The sequence below is a fragment of the uncultured Kordia sp. genome (assembly GCF_947489565.1).
Classification (GTDB): Bacteria; Bacteroidota; Bacteroidia; order Flavobacteriales; family Flavobacteriaceae; genus Kordia.
In genome coordinates this window covers 215,267-238,681 of sequence record NZ_CANLEA010000008.1, presented here as the reverse complement: position 1 = coordinate 238,681, position 23,415 = coordinate 215,267, and the positions used below count along the sequence as shown (strand labels likewise).

Annotated in this window: 20 protein-coding genes; 1 reads left to right on the top strand and 19 read right to left on the bottom strand. The window is 34.6% G+C overall.

Features of this window, described 5'->3' with window-relative positions:
• Positions 1-65 precede the first annotated feature (65 nt).
• The 8 genes from Q0845_RS13110 to Q0845_RS13075 all read right to left on the bottom strand — a co-directional run bounded on the left by Q0845_RS13110 (position 66) and on the right by Q0845_RS13075 (position 9,592).
• A complete protein-coding gene (locus Q0845_RS13110; protein ID WP_298513844.1) occupies positions 66-1,166 on the bottom strand; it encodes a tryptophan 7-halogenase in 1,101 nt (366 codons plus the stop codon).
• 7 nt (positions 1,167-1,173) lie between these two features.
• Positions 1,174-3,336, bottom strand: coding sequence for a LodA/GoxA family CTQ-dependent oxidase (locus Q0845_RS13105; protein ID WP_298513842.1), 2,163 nt, complete (start codon positions 3,334-3,336; stop codon positions 1,174-1,176).
• 166 nt (positions 3,337-3,502) lie between these two features.
• On the bottom strand, positions 3,503-4,528 hold the full coding sequence (locus tag Q0845_RS13100) for a hypothetical protein (protein ID WP_298513840.1): 1,026 nt from the start codon (positions 4,526-4,528) through the stop codon (positions 3,503-3,505).
• A 69-nt stretch (positions 4,529-4,597) separates the two neighbouring features.
• Positions 4,598-5,881, bottom strand: coding sequence for an erythromycin esterase family protein (locus tag Q0845_RS13095; RefSeq protein ID WP_298513838.1), 1,284 nt, complete (start codon positions 5,879-5,881; stop codon positions 4,598-4,600).
• A gap of 227 nt (positions 5,882-6,108) precedes the next feature.
• Entirely contained in the window at positions 6,109-7,170 is a 1,062-nt protein-coding gene (locus Q0845_RS13090) for a hypothetical protein (RefSeq protein WP_298513836.1), read from the bottom strand.
• A 52-nt stretch (positions 7,171-7,222) separates the two neighbouring features.
• Complete coding sequence (locus Q0845_RS13085) at positions 7,223-7,996, bottom strand: hypothetical protein (RefSeq protein WP_298513834.1); 774 nt, start codon at positions 7,994-7,996, stop codon at positions 7,223-7,225.
• Entirely contained in the window at positions 7,983-8,546 is a 564-nt protein-coding gene (locus tag Q0845_RS13080) for an RNA polymerase sigma factor (protein ID WP_298513928.1), read from the bottom strand. The genes Q0845_RS13085 and Q0845_RS13080 overlap by 14 nt, the downstream gene beginning before the upstream one ends.
• Positions 8,547-8,614: 68 nt before the next feature.
• On the bottom strand, positions 8,615-9,592 hold the full coding sequence (locus Q0845_RS13075) for a polyprenyl synthetase family protein (RefSeq protein WP_298513832.1): 978 nt from the start codon (positions 9,590-9,592) through the stop codon (positions 8,615-8,617).
• 280 nt (positions 9,593-9,872) lie between these two features.
• On the opposite strand from Q0845_RS13075, the gene Q0845_RS13070 reads away from it, so the two are divergent.
• Positions 9,873-10,997, top strand: coding sequence for a choice-of-anchor J domain-containing protein (locus Q0845_RS13070; RefSeq protein WP_298513830.1), 1,125 nt, complete (start codon positions 9,873-9,875; stop codon positions 10,995-10,997).
• A gap of 242 nt (positions 10,998-11,239) precedes the next feature.
• Here Q0845_RS13070 and rlmN read toward each other — a convergent pair whose 3' ends face one another.
• From rlmN to rsgA, 11 genes are all read right to left on the bottom strand, one after another.
• Complete coding sequence (rlmN, locus tag Q0845_RS13065; protein ID WP_298513828.1) at positions 11,240-12,283, bottom strand: 23S rRNA (adenine(2503)-C(2))-methyltransferase RlmN; 1,044 nt, start codon at positions 12,281-12,283, stop codon at positions 11,240-11,242.
• A 99-nt stretch (positions 12,284-12,382) separates the two neighbouring features.
• Positions 12,383-13,429 (bottom strand): hypothetical protein, encoded by a 1,047-nt coding sequence (locus tag Q0845_RS13060; RefSeq protein ID WP_298513826.1) that lies wholly within the window; start codon positions 13,427-13,429, stop codon positions 12,383-12,385.
• Positions 13,430-13,650: 221 nt separating this feature from the next.
• Positions 13,651-14,103 carry a hypothetical protein gene (locus tag Q0845_RS13055; protein ID WP_298513824.1) on the bottom strand — a complete coding sequence of 151 codons (453 nt, stop codon included), beginning with the start codon at positions 14,101-14,103 and terminating at the stop codon, positions 13,651-13,653.
• Positions 14,104-14,244: 141 nt separating this feature from the next.
• Positions 14,245-15,300, bottom strand: a complete 1,056-nt coding sequence (gene queA, locus Q0845_RS13050; RefSeq protein ID WP_298513822.1) for a tRNA preQ1(34) S-adenosylmethionine ribosyltransferase-isomerase QueA — start codon at positions 15,298-15,300, stop codon at positions 14,245-14,247.
• A 78-nt stretch (positions 15,301-15,378) separates the two neighbouring features.
• The gene (locus Q0845_RS13045; protein ID WP_298513820.1) at positions 15,379-16,608 is read right to left on the bottom strand and encodes a 3-phosphoshikimate 1-carboxyvinyltransferase; all 1,230 of its coding nucleotides are present in this window, start codon (positions 16,606-16,608) and stop codon (positions 15,379-15,381) included.
• Between the two features lie 101 nt (positions 16,609-16,709).
• Positions 16,710-17,036, bottom strand: a complete 327-nt coding sequence (locus tag Q0845_RS13040; RefSeq protein ID WP_290669948.1) for a nucleotide pyrophosphohydrolase — start codon at positions 17,034-17,036, stop codon at positions 16,710-16,712.
• Between the two features lie 123 nt (positions 17,037-17,159).
• Positions 17,160-19,181, bottom strand: a complete 2,022-nt coding sequence (locus Q0845_RS13035) for a transglutaminase domain-containing protein (RefSeq protein WP_298513816.1) — start codon at positions 19,179-19,181, stop codon at positions 17,160-17,162.
• Between the two features lie 27 nt (positions 19,182-19,208).
• The gene (locus tag Q0845_RS13030) at positions 19,209-21,119 is read right to left on the bottom strand and encodes a DUF3857 domain-containing protein (RefSeq protein WP_298513813.1); all 1,911 of its coding nucleotides are present in this window, start codon (positions 21,117-21,119) and stop codon (positions 19,209-19,211) included.
• A gap of 107 nt (positions 21,120-21,226) precedes the next feature.
• Entirely contained in the window at positions 21,227-21,679 is a 453-nt protein-coding gene (dtd, locus tag Q0845_RS13025) for a D-aminoacyl-tRNA deacylase (RefSeq protein WP_298513810.1), read from the bottom strand.
• 15 nt (positions 21,680-21,694) lie between these two features.
• Positions 21,695-22,081: a hypothetical protein gene (locus tag Q0845_RS13020; protein WP_298513808.1), complete on the bottom strand. Its 387-nt coding sequence runs from the start codon at positions 22,079-22,081 to the stop codon at positions 21,695-21,697.
• A gap of 29 nt (positions 22,082-22,110) precedes the next feature.
• Positions 22,111-23,064: a ribosome small subunit-dependent GTPase A gene (rsgA, locus tag Q0845_RS13015; protein ID WP_298513804.1), complete on the bottom strand. Its 954-nt coding sequence runs from the start codon at positions 23,062-23,064 to the stop codon at positions 22,111-22,113.
• Between the last annotated feature and the right edge of the window lie 351 nt (positions 23,065-23,415).

Below are 23,415 nucleotides of genomic sequence, written 5' to 3'. Positions count from 1 at the left end.
TTTTCGACTTCTTGGCATATTGAAGTTGCTATTATCGCTTTAAGAGTTCTGCGATAAACTCCTTTTTATATAAAATCACGATTCCTACGCTTCCAGAATTCAGTCGTTTTCCATCGTTGTTCTACTTGGTAAAAAATGCTTTTATGTTTTAGATAATGTTGCCAAATGTGTGTTATTTGAGTTGTGTATCTGCTTTGAATTGTATCTGTAAAACCAAACTGCTGGATCAATGCTCTTAATTGCATGGCGCTTGCCATTGCATTGAACATTCCTTGCGATGATAAGGGATCAAAACTGATAGCCGCATCACCTATTGCTACCCATTTTTCTCCTGCTACTTGTGATAGTTTTGTAGAATTTGCTGCAACAATTCCATGAAATTCTATTGTAGTTGTTTCTCCATTTAATAAAGCAGAAATTTCATTGTTTTCTTTGGCAAACTCCAGAAGCGACGCAGTTGTTTTTAGCTCGCTTTTCTCAATGATGTCTGCATCTGTATGATACGCAATAACACGTTTGTTGTTTGGCGTCACAGCACTGTACCACCAACCGTTTTTGCTAGCACTGATTGTGCTCATTGTGTTTACTGCTGTATTGGGCAACGAAATCCAACATGCGATTAGTTTGTCTTCGACTTCTCGTTTGATTCCGAGATTTCTGGCAAAACGCGATTGTCTTCCACTGGCATCGATGACAAAATCTGCTTCTATTTGAAACGTTTCCTTTGCATTTCCAGATTGCAGCTGAACTTTCCATGTAGTTTCATAAGTACTACTCAAAAAATCCGTTTCCCAAAAACAAGTTACACCGCGTTTTTCAGCAGCTGTTCTTAAAAATATTTCAAACGCTTTTCGATCGAGACTTTTTACAAATCCATCCGGATTTCTTAAGTGATCTACAATTTGCACTTGCGAACTTCCCCAATACGATTGCATTCCCAAATTTTGCTGGAAGACTTGATTATTTTTTTTCTCTAAATCATTTAATAAATCCAGTTCTTTTAAGATGCGATTTGCCGCAGGCGCTAATGATTCTCCTATTTTCTCTTTGGGCTCAGCCAATCTATCAACCAAAGTAACTCGATATATATCTGCTAAAGCAATGGCGGCAATGCAACCTGCAATACCGCCACCTATAATTAAGATGTCTGTTTTAAATTTTGACAAGTAAATTTTATTTTGGAATGAAACGTTGGAAACGAATTAATTGCTCAGGAATTCCTGTTTCGTGACGTTCTTTACGTAAATAATCGGTGATTTTCATTCCAGATTCTTTATGCTTCTTAGACGCTAATACACTTAACAGCTTTTTAATTTCTGGCATCAATTTGTATTCGTCTGTCAGTTCATGTTTTATTAATGAAAACAGTTGATCTTCTGCATTGCTCATTAGCAGTTTTTCATCCAATAAGTTCTTCTCCGATAAATGTTTTACTGTAGTATCGAGAATACTTGTTTCTTTTTTGTTGAGTTTTTTACTCTTAAGAATTGCATGAATTTTTTGCAAGGTTTCTTCCAACAATACTTTTTCTTGTGCTTCACTTGGAACAATTCCTATCTGCATTTCTGGCGGAAAGTTTTTATCTTTTTTGACTCCTTTTCGATGTTGTACAATCGCAAGTTTATCAAAATATTTTACCATCGCATTAATTTGATTGGTCTGTGTTGGCTGTTCTCCATCTAATGGAAGGTCATCTAACCAGAAATAACGATCTGCAAAGGCAAGTCTACGCTCGTCCTCAGACAAACTCGTATCTAAAACTTCTTGATATTGTTTTTCTCCTAGAATATTGTTTGGAACTCTCGCTGGCCAAAATGTTGGTAAATACGGATCGTACGCGGTTGTATATCCATCTCTACAACTTGCTGTATCTGTTTGCCAAGGTACCGCCATCCAACGGGTAACGCCACCTGCAATTTGTCCGCCAAGCAATGGACCTGCCGACATTCCTAAGACGCCACTATCCAATGTGGAACCGTAGTAATAATAATCCGTTTTTGGTTCTTTCGGTGCGTGTTTTAATCGGAAAGGTGCCATATACATTCCTGAAGTTCGCATTGGCCACGTCATTTCGCAACCAGGATGAAACGCATCTGCCAAACAGAAATCCATCGCTGCTTTTGTGAGCATGTCTGGTTGTTCTTTGACAGGATAATCATCAATTTCTTTTCGTTTTTTGGTACTAAAGCCTTTAAAATCTGATTCAAAATCTCCCTGAACCCATTGATCTAAGAACGTGAGTTGCAGTTTAGAAAGTGTCGAATGTTGTCGTACTGATCCTTGCGTAGGAATCGCTACTGCATCTCCATACAACCAAGGCCACAATTGTGGTGCTTCTGCTCCCGATTGATCAAATCGTCGGAAGTTGTTTGAAATCGTGCGGCGCATTTCCAGATTTGCTTTGGAAGGATCGTTTAATTTCTGCACCCATTCCAAACTTGTATAATTAAATTGTCCGCCCCAACCAAAGGCAGCCGCAAATCCTGCGTTTACCCATTGTAGGTTTGTCATACGTTCAAAAATAGGAAGTATGTCTTTAGTGAATGATGGTTTTTCTGGTGCATCCATCATTTTTGCTTGTACAGCCACACTTCGCATTAAATCCCACATGGTTCTGACTGATTTTTGCATCGGCGCATAATCTGGCGGTGCACAAATTGTCCATGCTGGATCTACTTCTAAGCTGAGTCCGTCATAAGTAACTTCTGCCGTTACAGGTCCGTCCGACATATCGTCGTGCCAACCTTCGTTATTCGCAAAAGTAACCGCAATATTTCCGTCAACATTGGCAGAAACTCCGTGTCCTCCTAACATGATCAAACGTCCTTTATCGTCCGTTCGCATTTCTCCCAAATACACAGATTTTGAAAAGAATTTACCTCTAAACTTCTTCCCTTTTTCTACATTGGGTTTCGATATTTTTTGTGGTTTTCCTTTGATGATTAACGAACTACGATCTTTCACATCAATATTTCTTAATAGTGAAGGTGGAATATCTGGCGCTAAAGCATCTGGAATATCTAAAGCAATTTGAAATTGATACCAAGAAGATTTTTGATTGGCTAGATTTGAATGCCATGTAATATCTGCATTATCCATGGTCAATTCCTTTACGGCTTCTCCATCGGCATTCAATCCGTAGATTCGAAATTGAGCCGCTTGACGTTTTATAGCTCCTGTTTTATCTCGGTAAGCGTATATATCACTTTTCACCTCTGGCTCATCTACCAAAGGTCCGAGAAAATACTCCTCTTTACTGTTTCCAACACGCATGACTCCAATTGGCGGATAAATGGCGGCCTTCACAATACGATTAGGATCTGTTTGTTCTGACATTTTTTATGGTTTTTAGGAAAGATTCTTTGTTTCCATAGAATCTGGTTAGTTTCCTTTAAAACTATAATAATCTTACGCAAGATCAAAAGAAATACTACGATTTTTAAGAGCAACTTGAATGCGAAAAACATTTTTAACACTATGTATCTGCTAGTTTCAAGACATTTTAATCAAATATTTGTTCGAGCAGCGCATCCGTCATTCCCGTAGTGTTCAAGTGAATATATTGAAAAGATTTTATGACAGCATCTTCAAAATCAACACATAAGATTTTATTTTTGTAACTGTAAATACTTTGACCTTTATAAATAAGCTTCGCTTTTCCAAATTTTGCTTCTAAGGCTGTTTTGGAAAGTCCGACAAGATTTGCTTCTCCTAAAGCTTCATCTTTATTCGTTATATTTAATTCAATCAATGTTTCCGTGTCATCTTCATAACTATGTTTGTTTTTTCCATGTTTGAAGACCTTTATTTTATTAACTCCATTACTAGCTACATTTTCAGGGATAAAGTTATAGTTGTAATATGTAGAATCTTTATTTTTTGGATTGAAATAGTATGCTTTTCCATTTTGCACACTCGTAGTTACATATTCCCTATTTTTCTTTTTCTTGAATTCTTGTAATTGGATTGGATTTTTTAGAAACTGAATCAAATTTGAAGCATTGATTTCGCTGTTTTTGTTTTTATCCCAATCATGAAAAGTAGTGAGTATTTGTTGACTTATACATTTTGATTGCTCGTTTTCTGTTTCAAAATCAAGACTCTTCCAAAGAATAAAACGATTGTAATACACATTTTTTTTGTCCTTACAAAGTCGGTTTACAGTAACAGAATATCCATCTTCATCAGCAAAGTATGTCCCTAATTTTGTAGTGTCGCTTGCATGCTTTGCATATTCTTTAATAATTGATCGGATATTGTGTTTCGGATGCTGACCATATACCTCAATAATATCTTTGTTGAAATGTAATAGGAATGTGTTTTGAAGTTGAAGTTTGGCACACTTACCCGCATTGTTCATTTTCACATATTCAACCTTTCCAAAAACATACATCTCAGACGCAACTTCGCATTCGTATACATAACAATCAGATCGTGACATAAACTCTCTATGTTCACTTGGTTCAGACATCAAACAAGAGCTCAAAAAACTACTTGCAATTAGCACTAAAAGCATCTGAATTTTCATAATAATCGGGTTTATTTAAAGGTATGAAAATCCAGACACTTTTTGGTTGCAAATTTCTAAAATGCGTAGCTATTCATACTTGAACAAAGGTGTGGTAGCATTCGTGTTTTTGACAAAAAGAACATAATCATACATGATTCCTGGACTGACTTCGTAATAGTCTTTTTCAGTATTGATTCTGTAGCCAAATAGTTTGAGCTTTTGTTTTGGCAGTTTGGCACAAATGTTTTTTATGTTTTGATTGACTGGAAAATAATATGCTTCTGCAGTGTTTTGCGCTAATTTTTCTTCAAAGGTATTTTCAGGTAAAGCTGGATATTCTTCTTTGTATAATTGATCGCCATAGTCGTGATCATCATTGATTAAGCGTTTTTTCATGTACGAGTAACTTCCACTGAAACTACTCATTGCGACCGCAACATATTCTTCTGGAAATTCTTTTTTGAGATTTCTTCCCATCAAGCCAATTTCATTATCAATAATGACTTCTTTTGAAATGTGTGCATTGTGCGTCCAAACTACAATTTTTGCGGTTGGGTTTTTCGCAAAAAACGCAACACGCTCTGCCATGACAATATCTCTGGTAATGATACTTCCTGTATACACCATTTCATAATTGATATACGAGTTTTTCGCATTCATTAATAATTCTTCCAATCGTTTTGAGACGATGTTTTCCTTTTTGACTTCTTTTTCAAGGTTGATGATTAAACGGTAGATTTCACGATTATATCCGTAATTATCAACTTTTGCAGGTTTTTTTTCTGGGAATTTTGTATAGAATTCACTTGGAAATAACTCCACTCGCAATTTGAATTCTTCCAAAATCTTCTCCATTGCAGCTGTCATGTTTGCTTTTAATTCTTTGGAAAGCATTTCTGGTAAGATTTCTCGATACGAATCGTCACAACCTTTGAATGGAACTGGCGTATGTGATTGGTTGTATTTTTTTAGCCAAAGTAAAAAGTCTTTCATTTTCTCTGTTTGATAGATGGAAAAAAGGTGTTTCTTCATTAAAGAATCTATCGGTTCTGTTTGCAGATTTTGAGATAAACGTTCTAAGTCTTCATACGGATTTTCTAAAATAACCATATTGAATCCTTTTTCTTCAATTAATTTTTTAGTGATGATGCTTCTGAGTTCATAGAATTCTTTGGTTCCGTGTGTATCTTCTCCGAGCGCAATAATACGCTTGTCTCCAATTTCAGAGACAAGCGCATCTAAAGACATATCTAATTTTTGCGTTGATGATACATCTAGGTTTGTTTTTACTTTATTAATTTCTTGCTGTAACGTTTGTCCATTCGCGCAAAGCGAAATAAGAATAATGATAAATGTAGTTAGTGTTTTCATGTGTGTTTTGACAATAAGAGTCTGTACAACTATTAAAAATCAGTTGTAAAAAGTAATTTTTATATAAATTCTATTAAGAAAAACGTCAGATCGAGTGGCGAATCTGTGATTCGTTGTATCGAGATCTAATTAGAACTTGTTATTTTCAAAGTACTTCTCGATACAATTTTTCTTCACCTTATTCTGAAAAATCACTCGAAGTGACGCATAGCGTTATAAAGTGTTTTTTAGAATACATCCAATCGTACGCCAAGTGAAATGTTGCGTTGGTCTGCATTTGGACTTTTGAAGATTGGCGATAAGTCGTATTTACAATACAAACTCATGTCGTCCCAACCAATATAAGCTCCTAAACCGTATACAAAGTTATTTGTATTGAAGTTTCTTCGTGTTTCTTGATCAACTCCTTCTCCATTTTCTTTGTAGCGTAGTTTTTGTTTTACGGCTAAATTGACTCCGGCATAACCTCCAATTCCAAACTTAAACTTGTTATTTGTGTAATAACGAACATATCTATCTGTTTGTTTTTTTCTAGACGGACCAAATTCAAAGTATAATGGAATTGTTAAGTTGGTCATTCTTATTTTTGAGCGGCGTAAATCGTTTGGAAATTGTTCTAAGCTTGTTACATCTCCATTATCAACAAAGACACGATTTCCTGTAGGTTTTAAATTGTTGTACTGCAAGGTTAATCCGTAGCGAAAACGTACAAAGTTGTGATTTTTTGCGACACGTGTGCTCCATAGAATTCCAAATTCAAAGAAGCGCGATCCACCAACTTTATAATCCGAATCTTGCAATGATTTCCCATCTTGAATCGCATTGTTCAGTCCGAATGCAAATATGATATCGGAATACGTACGTCTATCATATCGCAATGCTCTCTTTTTCCTAATTCTCGTATCAAAGAGTTCTCCGAATCGTATAAAAGATCCATACTCTTGCACATAATAATCTGTAAGCATTTCTCGTTTTGCTTTCGCCATACGATACTCAATTGTTGCGGCTGCAAGCCTTGCCGCTTTCTTTTTTTGCTTTTCAGCTTCTTGCAAGGTTATTTCTCCTTTTTCAAATTTTTCATTTATTTCTTCTACAGAATATTTGAGTGCTTCTTTCTCCTCTAGTGTAATAACGCGAAGTCGCTCTGCTAAATATTTTTTTTCTTGCTCCTTTTTAATAGCGGTAGAATCTTGTCGTTTTTTGATGGTTTTGCTGTCAATTTTTTGTGCCTGCATGCTAAAATTTACGCATAGGAATATCAGGCATAAATACAAAGTACTTGTTTTCATGTTCGTTTTTTTTAATGATGTTTGTTGATGATTTTTTTGAAGCGTTGTATACTTAATCTTCTTCTACAATGCTTCGTTTTTTGACTTTCTGTTTGATAAGTTCGAATACTTTTTGTTTGAATGACATGTCTAATTCGTATTCTACGTCGTTTAACAATTCGTCTGCAGTTGCGAATCGTAAGACGTCAACTTTTTCTTCCTTAATGTCTAATTGATTTAATGATTGTTGTGCTTCCAGAAGCAATTGATCAATTTCTGCATTGGTAATGGCCATTTTTTCTTTTTGTAACAATGCAATTATTGATTCTTTTAGTGCTGAATCTGTATCAGCAACAACTTCTTTTTGCGCAATAATGGTTTCAATTTTCGGTTGGATTTCTTTTTCTTGTATCGCTATTGTTGATTGAATTTCTTTTCGTAATTCAACAGTTAATTGTTCTTTGGGTTGCGGAACTATTTGTCGTTCTACGACTTCTTCTTTAGTATTATTTATAGCTTTTTCTTCAATCGCGATTTGCGTATTATTTATGATTTCTTTTTCTACTTTTTCTTGTTCTTTTTGTAATTTTTCTTCTTTTATGATTGATTTTGAATTGATGTCTTCATTTACAAGTGTTCCATCTTCAATGCTCGTTACAGATTTTGCAAACATAAACACCAACATGCTTACTAACACTGCTAAACAAGCAGCATACATGTAATAAAATCCTTTTTTACGGCCTTTTCGGTCGTTTGCATCCAATTGCCCTGCGAGTTTTTCCCACGAATTTTCAGATGCTTCGATCCTGCGCTCTTCTAATATGTCTTTAATTTCATGCGATTTCATTAGCTCTGTTTTTTTTTGATCGTAGTTGTGTTTGAAGTGTCTTTTTTGCTTTGAATAACTGCGATTTCGATGTGCTCACAGATATATTGAGCATTTCAGCAATTTCTTGATGTTTGTATCCTTCTATTTCATACAAGTTGAATACAATTCGATATCCTTGCGGCAACGCATCTATTGCTTTTTGGATTTCTTCGACACCTGCATTTACATTCACTTCACATTCGGTGATTTCTGTGTAGCTTTCAATTTCTTCTACCGAAACAAGTGGATTCTTTTTTCGAAGAAAGGATATTGATTCTCGAACCATAATTCTTCGAATCCAGCCTTCAAAACTTCCTTTATTTTGATAGGTTTTCAATTGTGTAAATACTTTGAAAAATCCTGAAAGCATTGTTTCTTCGGCATCATGAACGTTAGCAATATAATATCTACAAACACTTAACATTTTTGGTGCATGTTGTGCATATAACGTTTGCTGCGCTTTTCGATCGTTGCGCTTTGCTCGTTTTATGAGTTGTGCTTCTTGTAGATGTAATTGAATAACTTTCACTATCAGATTGCTTTCTATTGACATAGACGCAAATTTTGTACAAATGGTTGCCTGCGTATGAAAAAAAATTATTTTTTTCTGTCGATCACGTAATTTACCATCAATTCTAATGAATCTTTATATGTGGATTGCGGATAGGCTTTAAGCAGCTCTAGCGCTTTTTCTTGATATGCTTTCATTTGATTGGTTGCATATTCCAATCCGCCTGTTTTTTTTACGAAAGCAATGACTTCTTTGACTCTTTTTTTGTCCTTATTATGATTTTTCACCGAATTAATTGCCCATTTTTTTTCTTCTTTTGAACAATGATTCAATGCATAAATAAGTGGAAGTGTCATTTTTTGCTCTTTGATATCGATTCCTGTCGGCTTTCCGATTTTTGTTTCTCCATAATCAAATAAGTCATCTTTTATCTGAAATGCCATCCCGATATATTCTCCAAACAAGCGCATACGTTCTACTTCTTCTTCTGAAGCATTTACAGACTGCGCGCCCATAGCACAACACGCTGCAATTAATGTTGCTGTTTTTTGTCGAATGATTTCATAGTAGATTTCTTCTGTGATATCTAGTCTACGTGCTTTTTCAATTTGAAGCAATTCACCTTCACTCATTTCACGAACTGCAACAGAGATAATTCGCAACAAATCAAAATCACCATTATCAATAGATAGTAGCAATCCTTTAGACAAGAAGTAATCGCCTACCAATACGGCAATTTTATTTTTCCACAACGCATTGATGGAGAAAAAACCTCTTCGTCTGTTAGAATCATCTACAACATCATCATGTACAAGTGTTGCTGTATGAATCAATTCAATTACAGAAGCACCGCGATATGTACGCTCATTCACCAATCCTTCTGATACCATTTTAGACACCAAAAAGATAAACATAGGGCGCATTTGCTTCCCTTTCCTATTGACAATATAATGTGTGATTCGATTGAGTAGTGCAACTTTGGAAGTCATAGAGTTGGAAAACTTTTTTTCAAAAAGTTCCATTTCTTTTACAATGGGTTGTTTTATCTGTGCGACTACTTTCATTCTACTGCAAAGATATTAACTAATTCCATGATTTGTAACCTTTTTAACAAGATTCGAACAGTTGTGAAGGTAAATTATCATTTTATTTTCATTGTTAGGAATACAGTTGTAGGAAGTTCAGTATGTTTTAAAGGCGATATGGTTTCTATTTTTCAGCTTTTTTTAATGAATTCAACGTTTTTCCCTTTAATTTTTACAGATTTTATAAAAATTAATACAAAATGTCAGAGTTGTTGTTTTTTTTATAACTTTATGAGAACTAACATATAAAGCCTTGATTATGAGAAAAATTACTTTTTTATTTTTATTAACTTTTTATCAATTTGGATTTGCACAGTTATCTGAAGACTTCGAATCTAGTACAATGATTCCTGCCGGATGGGCAAGTTTTATTGGAACGAATGGTTTAGGAACCACTCAAGATTGGCAAGTAAATGATGGAGCAACCAATAATGTTGCCTTTGTTACTTGGGAAGCTGTTACAGGCGGAAATGCCGAAGACTGGTTGGTAACTCCACAATTTACAGTAGATGCTACGAATTTCATCCTTTCGTTTGATCAATCGGATAGTTTTGCTACTGATTACGGTTCTACATATACAATTCGAGTTTCTACAGGTATGAGTCAAACCACACATGCCGATTTTACGATTGTTGATACACAAAGTGAAGCCGATGTTTGGTCTGGTGGACCTTTAGCGCAACACACTGTAGATTTGTCTGCGTATGCTGGACAAGCTATTTATGTTGCTTTTGTTCTGGAAAATAATGACGGTGACCGTTGGATTATTGACAATGTTGATATGATTGCTGATGCTACTGCACCAGATCCTGCAACAACACCAACACCAGCAGATATGGCAACTGGCGTTGTGATTGATCCTGCTGATGACAATATGGACGGAAATCCTGATAATTCTGTAACCTTTGCTTGGGAAGCTGCAATGACGGGCGATCCTGCTACTGCATATGACGTGTATTTAGGAGATTCTCCTGGAACACTTGCTTTGTTAGGAACACTTGGAAATACAACTGTAGATATTACTGGAATGGAATATTCAACATTGTATTATTGGCAAATTGTAGCAAAGAATGTAGGTGGAGACGCAGTGAACTCACCTATTTGGAGCTTTACAACACAATCAGATCCATTATCTGTAGAAGAAGTAAATACCAATAGTTTTAAGTATTATCCAAATCCAACTACAGGAATTGTACAGTTTGATAGTACCTTACCAATTAGTAATTTAAACGTGATCAATTTATTTGGTCAGGAAGTAATGCGCGTTGATGAAACTGTTTTATCTACAAAACAAATTGACATTTCTTCGTTGAGAGCAGGAACCTATATTATGGTGGTTACGATTGGAGACTCTGTAAGTTCATATAAAATAGTCAAACAATAACACTATAGTTTATACAATATTTAAAGCCTTTGAAGTTTAAGTTTTACTTTGAAGGCTTTTTTTAGTACGAGTTGGAAACCCGCTCTGGCTAATATAGTTTGTTTTTAAGCACGAGTTTTAAACTCGCGCTTACAGATTTCTAGACTTACTTAGATTCTTAGACTTCTTAGATCTATTAGACTCTTTACTCAGATGTCATTCCTGCGTAGGCAGGAATGACATCTGAGTAAATTTCTTTTAAACTACTCCTTGTTTGCGAGTTGTCCGCAAGCTGCGTCTATATCTTTTCCTCTTGAACGTCTTACGGTTACGGTAATTCCATTTTGCTCTAAAGAATCTACATAACGATCGATTGCTTTGTTACTTGCTTGCTGGAATTGACCATCATCGATTGGATTGTATTCGATCAAGTTTACTTTGCTTGGCACATCTTTACAGAATTTTACCAGTGCATTGATATCTTTTTGTTGATCGTTGATGCCATCCCAAACTACATATTCATAAGTAATTTTATTTTTGGTTTTATCGTACCAATATGCCAACGCTTCTTTTAAGTCTGTAAGCGGAAAGTGTTCGTTGAATGGCATAATAGACGTTCGCACTTCTTCAATTGCAGAATGTAATGAAACAGCCAATTTAAATTTAACCTCATCATCTGCCATTTTTTTGATCATTTTTGGCACACCAGAAGTTGAAACTGTGATTCGTTTTGGTGACATTCCCAAACCTTCATCCGAAGTAATTTTTTCTATAGCTTTCAACACATTGTTGTAATTCATCAATGGTTCACCCATTCCCATGAATACAATGTTAGATAACGGTCTGTTATGATATAATCTGCTTTCACGATCAATAGCAACTACCTGATCGTAGATTTCATCAGGGTTTAGGTTTCGCATGCGTTTTAATCGCGCCGTAGCGCAAAATTTACAATCTAAACTACAACCCACTTGACTTGAAACACAAGCCGTTGTACGTGTACTTGTTGGAATTAAAACAGATTCTACAATGAGGCCGTCATGCAAGCGTACCGCATTTTTAATTGTACCATCATTGCTACGTTGCATTTTGTCCACACGAATATGATTGATGACAAAGTTTTCCTCCAACATTTTACGTGTCTCTTTAGAAAGATTTGTCATATCGTCAAAATCATGCGCGCCTTTTTGCCACAACCATTCATAGACTTGATTTCCACGAAATGCTTTATCGCCTTCTGCCACAAAAAAATCACGAAGTTGTTCTTTGCTTAATGCACGTATGTCCTTCTTCACTGCTTGCTTCATGCTGCAAAAGTAGTAAGAATTTGTGAGTTTGCAGTTTTGTTACTACATCAATGTAGTATTTAGAAATGAAGTAGTTGATAAAAATAAAAAAACTACCGACTATCTTTTTTTGATTTCAATCTTTACTTCAAAATCGCCTTCCGTAAGACCTTCTGCTCCAGTGACACCAATGATTACTTTGTAAGGACGATTGATTGCATTTAACCGAATCTTTCGTGTATGATCTTGTGTTTTTCCTTTCCATTTACGATCCCATTTAAAGTCAGCTTCACAGGTAATACAACTCGTTAGATTTGGCGGTAATTGTTCATTGGTTGCACCAACCATGTATGCATATAAGCTAAAGTTTTGATTTTTATTTTTTGGGATGACTGTAACAAACATTTCAGAATACTTCGGAATCGTTGTTTCATACAAAACATGATTTCCAGAAAATTTTTGATTTCGAATTGAAGGAAAACAAGCTACACTACTGTTAGAAGCCCAGGATAAATCGCCGATTACATCACCTGTATTTAAATTTCCATTGGTTACAGTCACTGCGCCTTTGGTTTCTATTTTGACAACTTCAATTTTGGGTGTCGAATACGAAATCTCTTCTCCTCCATTGAGTTTTATTTCTAAGGTGAAATCTCCTTCCGTAAGACCTTCTGCACCTACAACTCCAATGACTACTTTGTACGGATTGTTAATGGCATTCAATCGTACTTCACGTGTATGATCTTGTGTTTTTCCTCTGCGTTTGTAATCCCATTTAAAATCTGCTTCGCAAGTTACACAACTATTCAAGTCTGGCGGCAGCTGATTATTTGTCATTCCAACTTCATACGCATACAGGCTAAAGTTTTGATTTTTGTTTTTTGGAATGACTTTGATAAACATTTCAGAACGCTTCGGAATCGTGGTGGTATAGAAGACATGATTTCCAGAGAATTTTTGATTTCGAGTCGCTGGAAAACAAGCAACACTACTATTTGCTGCCCAAGATAAATCAGCTATTTTGTGACCATCTGCCAACGTTCCTGATTCAGAAACTGTCCAATTTGCTTTAACTTTTATATGTTTCGCTCCCATATGATTGTCTTGTGCCTGGCTAAAATTTAGGATAAACACACAACAACATATACATAGTATACTTTTTTTCATTTTAGAATGTATTTGAAATTTATAGTTGAATTTTCAGAACAACAGCTAATACCTTGTTTGATAATTAGTTGAAAATTCTGAGTATTAAAGTTAGTAAAAAACAAACCTTATGGGAATTGGAATGTATTGTTCGTTCATAATCTTGTACAAACAACAAATTATAGGCATCATTGTTTGTAGATAACCTAATAATTAGGTGCAATTTAATAACATAGCATTTGTTAGTTCAGCCTAGCTTTGATTATGTTGATTGCTTTATTTATTCTGTAAAGGAAACCAAAATAAAATCCCAACATAGTTATTAATCCATAGATCATGAATGTATTGAAATCGATTGATGCCGTATTTAAGATAAGGATTGCAATCACTAGAAGTAATAACAATACATACGTTATCATTTTAGGTAAATAAAATTCTAACTTTATGACTGTTTGATCGTTAGAAGTTTCTATTTGACCTATAATTTTTGGTCGTAATAATTGATTCAATCCATAATTAAATAACGGAAAAAGTGTGAATGAAAAATTATCAAAATGGCCTTCAAATTCATAGTTTTCATCACTATTTACATCAAACACATTGTTTAAAGAGATTGGTTTTGTGATCGTTTTAATCTGATTCAGAGTTTCTTCTTTAGATAAACTTGTTGCTATATTTTTTTTAGTAAAAAGCATTTTTAAATTTTAATTTTATGTAGTTCGATCATTTTTTATCTCTGAAGATATTTGGTGAAGATTCTAAAACATTTTAAATCTACCTAAAAAACAAAATCCTGCCAAAGACAGGATTTTATATATGTGTTATGTGTTTTCTATTTACAGAATCAACATTGCGTCACCATACGAATAGAATTGATATCCTTCTTTGATAGCTTCTTCATACGCTCTTAAGATGAAATCGTGACCTGCAAAGGCAGAAACCATCATTAATAGTGTTGATTTTGGTGTGTGGAAGTTTGTAATCATACAATTCGCAATGCTAAATTCATACGGAGGAAAGATAAATTTATTTGTCCAACCTTCATATTCATTCAATGTTCTTTCTGAAGAAACTGAACTTTCTAAAGCACGCATTACTGTAGTTCCTACAGCACATACTTTTCTTTTATTTGTCTTAGCACTGTTTACCGTTTCTACAGCTTTTGACTCAATTTTCAATTCTTCAGAGTCCATTTTATGCTTCGATAAATCTTCTACTTCTACAGGATTGAATGTTCCTAAACCTACGTGTAAAGTAATTTCAGAGAAGTCAATTCCTTTAATTTCCAAACGCTTCAATAAGTGTTTTGAGAAATGCAAACCTGCTGTTGGTGCTGCTACAGCTCCTTCTTCTTTTGCATAAATTGTTTGGTAACGCTCTTCATCTTCTGGCTCTACATCTCTTTTGATGTATTTTGGAAGTGGCGTTTGTCCTAGTTCACCTAATTTTGCTCTGAATTCATCATACGAACCATCATATAAAAAGCGTAAAGTACGTCCTCTTGATGTTGTATTATCTATGACCTCAGCAACTAAACTTTCGTCTTCACCGAAGTATAATTTATTTCCAATTCTAATTTTTCTTGCAGGATCTACTAAAACATCCCATAAACGTTGTTCTTCGTTTAATTCTCTTAACAAAAAGACTTCAATGCGTGCTCCTGTTTTTTCTTTATTTCCAAAGAGTCTTGCAGGAAATACTTTCGTATTGTTCAACACCATTACATCTCCTTCGTCAAAGTAATCCACCAAATCTTTGAACTGTTTGTGTTCAATAGTTTGCTTTTCTCGATTTAACACCATTAAACGTGCTTCATCTCTATGTTCTGATGGATATTCTGCTAATAATTCTACTGGAAGATCAAAATTAAAATGTGATAGCTTTTTTGCCATAAGTCTTTTAAGTTATTTTTTAAGAACCGCAAATATACAATCTCAAAATAGGCGTTGTCAAGTATTTAGTGAGTTTTTTTATTTTTCTATTACTTCAATCCCAATCTTTTCCAAATCTTTCCAAAAATCTGGGAAGGATTTCGACACTACATTTGCTTTTTCAATGTATAGTGGAGTACATAATGCTAATGGTGCAAATGCCATTGCCATGCGGTGATCTTTGTAAGTATGAATGGAAATATTTTCGTTGATCGTTGTTGCTTTGTGCAAATACAGAGACTTATCCGTAATATCTACAGAAGCACCTAGTTTTTCAAGTTCTACTTTTAATGCCACCAAACGATCGGTTTCTTTTATTTTTAGCGTGTGTAGTCCGATCATTTCGCAAGATAATTGCAATCCAAATGCGGTTACAGCAATTGTTTGTGCAATGTCTGGTGCATTTTTTAAGTCTAGCTTAATCGTTTCTTGAGTTGCTTCTTGCGTTTTCGTTAGCGTGATGGTATTTTCACCAAAAACAGTTTCAACACCAAATAGTGTATATATTTCTGCCAAGCAAGAATCGCCTTGTAGACTGTTTTGCTTGTATGCTGAAAGTTCTATGGTTGTTCCTATTTCGCTTAACGCGATTAGACTGTAAAAATAAGAAGCCGAACTCCAATCAGATTCTACTGTAAACGCTTTGGTTTCTTGTGATGCTTTAAATCGTGCAACTGTGATTGTATTTCCTTCAAAACTTGTTGTTACACCAAGATCGTTTAGCAAAGAAAGCGTCATTTTGATGTAAGGAACTGAGGTAATTTTCCCATCCAGTGTCAGTGTTAATCCTTGTTCTAAAGTTGGCGCAATTAAGAGTAATGCAGAAATATATTGACTACTTACATTGGCCGCTAAGGTTACTTGACTTTCTTGTAGTTTTTGTCCCTTTATTTGCAACGGCGGATATCCTTCATTTTTTGTGTATTCAATATCTGCACCCAATTGTCGCAATGCATCTACTAATATTTTTATGGGACGTTCTTGCATTCTTGAAGAACCTGTGAGTGTGATTTCTTGTCCTTCGCGAGTTGCATAATATGCCGTTAAAAAGCGCATTGCTGTTCCGGCATGGTGAATATCTTTTATATTATCTGTAGATTTTAAAGCTTTTTGCATCAACGTTGCATCGTCTGAATTGGAGATGTTTGCAATGGTGATGTTTGGATATAAAGCTTGTAAAAGTAACAACCGATTGGATTCACTTTTAGAACCTGTAATGGCAATATTTGATTGCTTGTGAAGTGTTGATTTTTGAAGCTTTATGTTCATATTCTTTCTTATTCTTTTCTTAAAATCTATTTGTGTGGTTCTGAATCAATACTGAATCAAGTTCAGCACATGGTTTCAGAATGACGTATCAAACCTTTTATCTACTTTAATTTTTCGTTGTTGTGATGACGATCGTGATCACGTTTGGTTTTTTTGTCCATTTTTTTATCAAATGCGGCTTGCAAGTCAATTCCCGTCTGATTTGCCAAACACAGTACTACAAAAACAACATCAGCTAATTCTTCTCCTAAGTCTTTGTCTTTATCGCTTTCCTTTTCACTTTGTTCTCCATAACGACGTGCAATAATACGCGCTACTTCTCCAACTTCTTCTGTAAGTTGCGCCATATTGGTTAACTCATTAAAGTAGCGAACACCGTGTTCTTTGATCCATGTATCGACTGCTAATTGTGCATCTTTTAGATTCATAAAGTTTATTTTTTATATACAAAAAGTGACTTTATAAACCAGTTATAAAGTCACTTGTAAAAATATAGCTTTTCAGCGAATTTTATGAGTTGTTTCTTAAGAAAGATTTATAGTTTTTTTCTATTATAATTTCTTTAATACTACTTTTTCTTTTTCCTTTTCAACGAGCATTTTGTAGAATTCACGCAAGGCTCCATATTTGTCTGGTGTAATTACAGAAGAACTGATTTCTTTAGACATTACCACACTAATTCCTGTTGGAGTTTTGGAAATATTGAATGAATACGAACCTAAACCTTCTGGCATTTTTACAGCGCCTGCTTCTGGCATTGATTCTACTTCATAGCCTTCTGGAATTTGAATGTTCATCATTATTTTTCGTTTCCATGGATACCCAAAATCGACAGGATATACACGCTCTTCAGCTTTGAATACATTTTCAGAAGTTGCTAAGAAGAAAAGTGGCGAAAAGTAGATTTTATCACCAATAATTTCTGCTTGCGATTCTTTTTCAAACGAATACGATTCTACCACAGGTTTCCCTAATTTTTTAATGTTTTTTACATCGTGTTCTGCGATTTCAATATCTTCAATCGTATTTTCAAGTTCTTCCAAGTATTCTTCTTTATCGATTTCCGAATACATTTCACGGAAGTTTAAGGCATTGTGTGAGGTATATTGTGTGCGTTGTTTTCCTGTGATATCTCCATTTTCGTCCAAGGTTGCATTGATCATCGTTGCTCGTAAAGCAGTCTGTTTTGGCATCAAACTGATTTGACTCCAACTTCCATCTTTACGAATCAATCGTCCTGACCAATTTAATGCGCGCATTGGCAATACATTTGGTTCTCCGTAGTAATTTGTAGCATCTAGTAAAATAACAGCGTCTTGTACTTCAATAGCTGCAATTACATAATTGAATCCGTTTAAGCTTGGAAACATCGTAATTCCATGCGAACGCGTACTTAATATCACTGGATTTGCACTGATTCCTGCATGGCGCAACATTGCCGTTAGCATCAAATTCATATCCGCTACGTTTCCTGTTTTATCTTTGTATGCTTTACGAACACCAACATCTGCATATTTACCATATCTTCCATTCCACTTTACTCTATCACGCACATATGTGTAAATCATTGCCGCTTTTTTCATGTCGTCTGAAACGCCTGCTACTAGGTTGTCTATATCGCTTTTAAAGTACGATGTTTTGGTAAGTTGCCCTCCAAAATTACTGTTATTGTAGATTGTTTTTACCACATCATCCCACGACTTCGCTAAGTATTGCGGAATGTCGTTTGGCATTTGTGTTTGTGCCAATTCGAATTTTACGGCACTTCGATAATTTTCAAGATTACTCACAAAGCTTTCATCTTTGAGTGCAGGTACATTTTTTAGGTTGAATTTTGTAACGTTGTAAGTGAAATCTATAGCATCTTGACTAAAAGATGTTCTACTTACTGCTTGCCTACTATTTCCTCCAGTTCTTGTTTTTCCGGTAATGGTAATTTTTCCTGAGCGACTCGTTTCTTTAGGTTGCAATCTAAAATACCCTTTGTAGTGTTTTTTATAGGTAAAATATTCGTGTGCTTCAAAAGTAACGTCAATTTGATTTACAGGAACTCCGTATTGAAAATACACTTCATTGATGTTTCCGATGTATGGCGAAATCATTTTGTATTTAAACTCTACCACAGAACCTTCTTTTACATTAGGCATTGTTAGTTTTTGTAAGTCTATATATTCATTACGCTTTTCTTTAAAGATTCCGCTTTTACGCAATTTTGTATCTTCAATTTTTCCATCAATTAAGTTGTAAGTATAAGCTTTTAATCCTGCAACTTTTTCACGTTCGCCACCACTTCCTTTGTATAATGGAATGGTATGATTTGCCATATCCAAGCCGTCTTTTTTGTATATTTTGATACGTTTTTGGATATTGGTTTCTACTTGAAATCCTTCTCCTTGAATATAACGCAGTGTGATGTACGTTTTTTCATAAAGAATAGCTGCACTGGCTTCTGGGTCATTTGGATGTTGTTTTTCTTCCAATTCGGCTTTAGACACTTCTCCAAATTCAAAGTCTTGCGCATGCATTACTACAAAACTTAGCAACGCAAATACGAATAGCATTTGTTTTTTCATCTGTGAATTATTGTTATTGTTAGGGTGTTATTTTTTGACTAATACAATTTTTGAACCATCGTATCGGACAATTTTTTTGATAAATTTTCGATAGTTTTTGTATTCTTCTTTAGGGTACAAACCATCTTTTATTTTGATTGTTCTTTTGTATTGTAGAGTTTGATCGCCTTTTTGTGTGATGCTAAATGTGTAACTTCCAAACTTAGTTTCATACGTCACATCTTCTGGAATGGCTTCTATTTTATAATCGCTCGGCAATTTGATTTCGTAATCATCAACATCGTAGTAACCTCGCTGAATTTCTAATGGAAATTTACGATTTCGGTATCGATCAGGAATGCTGGTAAGTCTATTAAAAGCATTGACAGCAAACAACATACGATCTCCTGTAGAAACACCATAAGCGTCTGCATTGAATGCTACTTTTTCTGTGAATTCAATAGTTTTCTTATCGTTTTTGAGTTCGATATTATCCACATTGACATTGTTGACTGTTTGAAAATATTTTTTATAGTATTTGTCCTTTTCTACATCAGATCTGTCTTCCATATAAAAACGATTGTCATACTGAATTCCTTCTGTTTTTATTGTAACATCTGCTTTGATATTTCCGTTACTATCTAAGACATAAGAACCTGTGGTTTCCTGTAGATTTTCCTCGGTAGCATATTTTTTGGTATGTTTTAATTTTCCTCCTTCCGGAGTTACTACTAATACATTTCTATCATCTGTAAAATCGCCAATATGTCCAAAAGGTACTTTTTGACTTGTACATTCTAACCAAATATCATCGCCTTTATTCGGAATGTTTAAGATAACATGATTTCCTTGTCCTAAGGAAGCAAAATCTTCATAGAAACTCGAAATTTTTGATCCGCCATACACAACCGTATAATGCGATTCAATACCTGCAATCTTCAACAGTGCCATCATATAGTTTGTCAACCCTTTGCAATCGCCATAGCCCATTCTGTCTACTTCATCAGCTTTGATCGGTTGATATCCTCCAATTCCAACTTGCACACTGATATACCGTGTTTTCCCTTGCATAAATTCATAAATGAGTCGCGCTTTTTCTCGATCAGATTCAACTCCCGCAATCATGCTTTCAATTTTTGCTTTCGTAGCAGCATCTACCGTTGCACGACCATTGAGTAAGTTTTGATGTATCCATGCGCCTACTTCTTCCCAGTTATCAACTTCCGCAGAAATACCTTCATACGTAAATTTACTTAGCGCAAATTGCACACGTGGTTTTATCGTAGCTTCTGCTGGACTGTAGGCTTCTGGTTTGACTCCTGGAACATTTTCAAGAATGTACATTAAACGCCCTTCTTTTTCATCTTTTATCACTCCATACTCTTCAATATTATGTTCTTTTTTATAGAGCGTTAACGATAATGGATAGGTAATTTTGTATCTACTTTTTTGAATTCCTGTATAGTAAGGAACTGGGGAAAATCTTGGTAAATTGGATGTTTTTTTAGTGTGAATTTCACTCGTAAATACAGCCGTAAACGGATATGATACTGGTGTATACTCTATGTATTTGTATCGCGCATCCGTATACATTGTTGCACCATCGACGGCACTTACATCTTCAAAATCTTTCTGACGAATTTTTTTGAGTTGCTTTCCAAATTTATCATAGATTCTAACTTCCGCATTTTTTATACGTATGTTTTCATCATAATAGACTTGAGCGCCAATTTTTCGCAATCCTTTTTCGTTTAATACCGTCACTATACGTTTTTCAGAAACAGTCATATCATCGATAGCTTCTATCTTTACAAGTGTTTCATCTAACCGAACAACGGCATTTGCATTTTTTGTAAGTTCCTGTGGAAGTGTAAGGTAACTTATAAGCTCCTTATCTTGAGCTTTTGCTACATACATAGAACATAGTATGACAGCAATTGTCAAAATTTTTAAACGCATACGTAATTTATGTTTTAATATTCGGGGGAATATTTCACGAATATAAGAAAAGTAATCTATTCTGAGGAAGAAAGTTAATAAGCGCTATGAAAAGTTACTAAATACTATTATTCTTTGTTTTTAGTGTCTATGATGATGGTTACAGGACCGTCATTAAGCAATGCAACTTTCATATCGGCAGCAAAGATTCCTGTTTGCACCTTTTTGCCAAGATCTTTTTCAAATTGTACCACAAATGCTTCGTACATTGGAATGGAAATGTCTGGTTTTGCAGCTTTGATATAGCTTGGGCGATTCCCTTTTTTGGTACTTGCATGTAGCGTAAATTGACTTACTACAATGGCTTCTCCTCCAGTATTGAGCAACGATGTATTCATCACACCATTTTCATCATTGAAGATGCGTAAACGTGCTATTTTATTAGAAAGCCATGTTACATCTTCTAGTGTATCTTCATGTTCTACACCAAGTAAAATAAGCAATCCGTGACCAATATCTGCTACTTTCTTTTGATCTACGGTAACACTTGCTTCGGTAACTCTTTGTATAACGGCTTTCATGTGTGTTGTTATATGTTATCTTAATTTTTGGATAATAAAAATGTCAATTAAAAATGGTAAACTGATTGTTCCGGCAATCACAAATAACAATGGAATTATGTCAATATTCTTTTCTGGAATTGTTGATATTTCAGGTTTTCGTTTGAAAATCCAATAGTATGGAATTTGGACTATTTTGTACAACAATAAAAATATCAATGTCATTTGAGAACCATAATATATAAGTGATTTATTATTTTCAGCTAAATTATATTCATAAAAAATTCCGAAAATCAAAATTGCTATTGAAATGAATATGAATTTCAGAAAAACACTTTTTTTATTCGAAACTTCTTCATCTAAAAGCAAAAACCAAATAAAAGGAATGAATTGTACAAAATAAATTATTTTATCTATGTCCATTTCCAATTTATATTATTTACAATACATAGTTACTGTTCTTTAAATTCGTCCACGCGATAGTTATTTTCGTCACCTTCTATGATTTGCATATAACTTTTGTAACGCGACCAAGCAATTTCGCCATCTTCAACAGCATCTTTTATCGCACATTTTGGTTCTTCTAGATGAACACAATTATTGAATTTGCATTCGTTTTTTAACGCGAAGAATTCTGGAAAGTAATCGCCAATTTCTTCTTTTTCCATGTCTACAATTCCAAAACCTTTGATTCCTGGCGTATCAATGATTTTTGCGCCAATTTCTAAGTCGAACATTTCAGCAAAAGTCGTCGTATGTTGTCCTTGTTTGTGTTGTTCGGAAATTTCTTTGGTTTTCAGATTTAATTCCGGCGCAATAGCATTCACCAGAGTAGATTTCCCAACACCTGAATGTCCTGCAAACATACTCACAGTTCCTTTCATACGTTCTTTAACTGCTTCTACATTGGCGCCTTCTTTGGCAGAAATTTCAATGCATTCGTAGCCGATACTTTGATAAATATCCATAAGATACATAACCTCAGCGCGTCTTTCAATTTCTGCATAGGTATCAATTTTGTTAAATACTAATACACAGGGAATCGAATAGGCTTCTGCGGTGACTAGAAAACGATCTATGAAACTTGGAAATGTTGGCGGATTATCAATTGTAATCAATAGAAATACTTGATCAATATTGGAAGCAATGATATGGGTTTGTTTGGATAGGTTGACTGATTTACGAATGATATAGTTTTTACGGTCAAAGATTTCGTCAATAATTCCCGTTTCGGTGTTGTTTTTTGTTTCCAAGGTAAAATTCACCTTATCACCTACCGCAATAGGATTGGTACTTTTAATCCCTTTGAGTCTAAATTTTCCTTTGATTCTACACTCGTATTCTTTTCCCGCTTCAGTTTTGACCAAATACCAACTTCCCGTAGATTTATAAACAGTTCCTATCATTGCCGCAAAGATCAAGATTATTCTTAAAAATAACAAAGCTTTACCTGTTGGTTTTTAAAGAAATAGGCATTACATATTTATTTTGACATACAAAAGTTTTCCTATGTCACTTTTATGAATCATCAACAACTTATTTTTCACGTTTTAATGAACTATTAATAGTGTTTCTTTTTTGAGTTGTTTTTATGTTTTGTTTTGAATCAGTATTCATTCAAAACCTAATAAACCATGAAAAAACAAAATTTAAAAACGTACAGCTTCACAAAAAATCCGCATCAAGTTTTCACAAACCATTAATTGGAGTTGCTGATAAATCATAAATCATCAATGGTATCACTTTTTTCGGATTGT

What these genes read in the sequence shown, in the direction of transcription:
- Q0845_RS13105 (WP_298513842.1), bottom strand. Translation starts at nt 3,336, where the DNA reads ATGTCAGAACAAACAGATCCTAATCGTATTGTGAAGGCCGCCATTTAT.
- Q0845_RS13100 (WP_298513840.1), bottom strand. Translation starts at nt 4,528, where the DNA reads ATGAAAATTCAGATGCTTTTAGTGCTAATTGCAAGTAGTTTTTTGAGC.
- Q0845_RS13095 (WP_298513838.1), bottom strand. Translation starts at nt 5,881, where the DNA reads ATGAAAACACTAACTACATTTATCATTATTCTTATTTCGCTTTGCGCG.
- Q0845_RS13090 (WP_298513836.1), bottom strand. Translation starts at nt 7,170, where the DNA reads ATGAAAACAAGTACTTTGTATTTATGCCTGATATTCCTATGCGTAAAT.
- Q0845_RS13085 (WP_298513834.1), bottom strand. Translation starts at nt 7,996, where the DNA reads ATGAAATCGCATGAAATTAAAGACATATTAGAAGAGCGCAGGATCGAA.
- Q0845_RS13075 (WP_298513832.1), bottom strand. Translation starts at nt 9,592, where the DNA reads ATGAAAGTAGTCGCACAGATAAAACAACCCATTGTAAAAGAAATGGAA.
- Q0845_RS13070 (WP_298513830.1), top strand. Translation starts at nt 9,873, where the DNA reads ATGAGAAAAATTACTTTTTTATTTTTATTAACTTTTTATCAATTTGGA.
- rlmN (WP_298513828.1), bottom strand. Translation starts at nt 12,283, where the DNA reads ATGAAGCAAGCAGTGAAGAAGGACATACGTGCATTAAGCAAAGAACAA.
- Q0845_RS13060 (WP_298513826.1), bottom strand. Translation starts at nt 13,429, where the DNA reads ATGAAAAAAAGTATACTATGTATATGTTGTTGTGTGTTTATCCTAAAT.
- Q0845_RS13055 (WP_298513824.1), bottom strand. Translation starts at nt 14,103, where the DNA reads ATGCTTTTTACTAAAAAAAATATAGCAACAAGTTTATCTAAAGAAGAA.
- queA (WP_298513822.1), bottom strand. Translation starts at nt 15,300, where the DNA reads ATGGCAAAAAAGCTATCACATTTTAATTTTGATCTTCCAGTAGAATTA.
- Q0845_RS13045 (WP_298513820.1), bottom strand. Translation starts at nt 16,608, where the DNA reads ATGAACATAAAGCTTCAAAAATCAACACTTCACAAGCAATCAAATATT.
- Q0845_RS13040 (WP_290669948.1), bottom strand. Translation starts at nt 17,036, where the DNA reads ATGAATCTAAAAGATGCACAATTAGCAGTCGATACATGGATCAAAGAA.
- Q0845_RS13035 (WP_298513816.1), bottom strand. Translation starts at nt 19,181, where the DNA reads ATGAAAAAACAAATGCTATTCGTATTTGCGTTGCTAAGTTTTGTAGTA.
- Q0845_RS13030 (WP_298513813.1), bottom strand. Translation starts at nt 21,119, where the DNA reads ATGCGTTTAAAAATTTTGACAATTGCTGTCATACTATGTTCTATGTAT.
- dtd (WP_298513810.1), bottom strand. Translation starts at nt 21,679, where the DNA reads ATGAAAGCCGTTATACAAAGAGTTACCGAAGCAAGTGTTACCGTAGAT.
- Q0845_RS13020 (WP_298513808.1), bottom strand. Translation starts at nt 22,081, where the DNA reads ATGGACATAGATAAAATAATTTATTTTGTACAATTCATTCCTTTTATT.
- rsgA (WP_298513804.1), bottom strand. Translation starts at nt 23,064, where the DNA reads ATGATAGGAACTGTTTATAAATCTACGGGAAGTTGGTATTTGGTCAAA.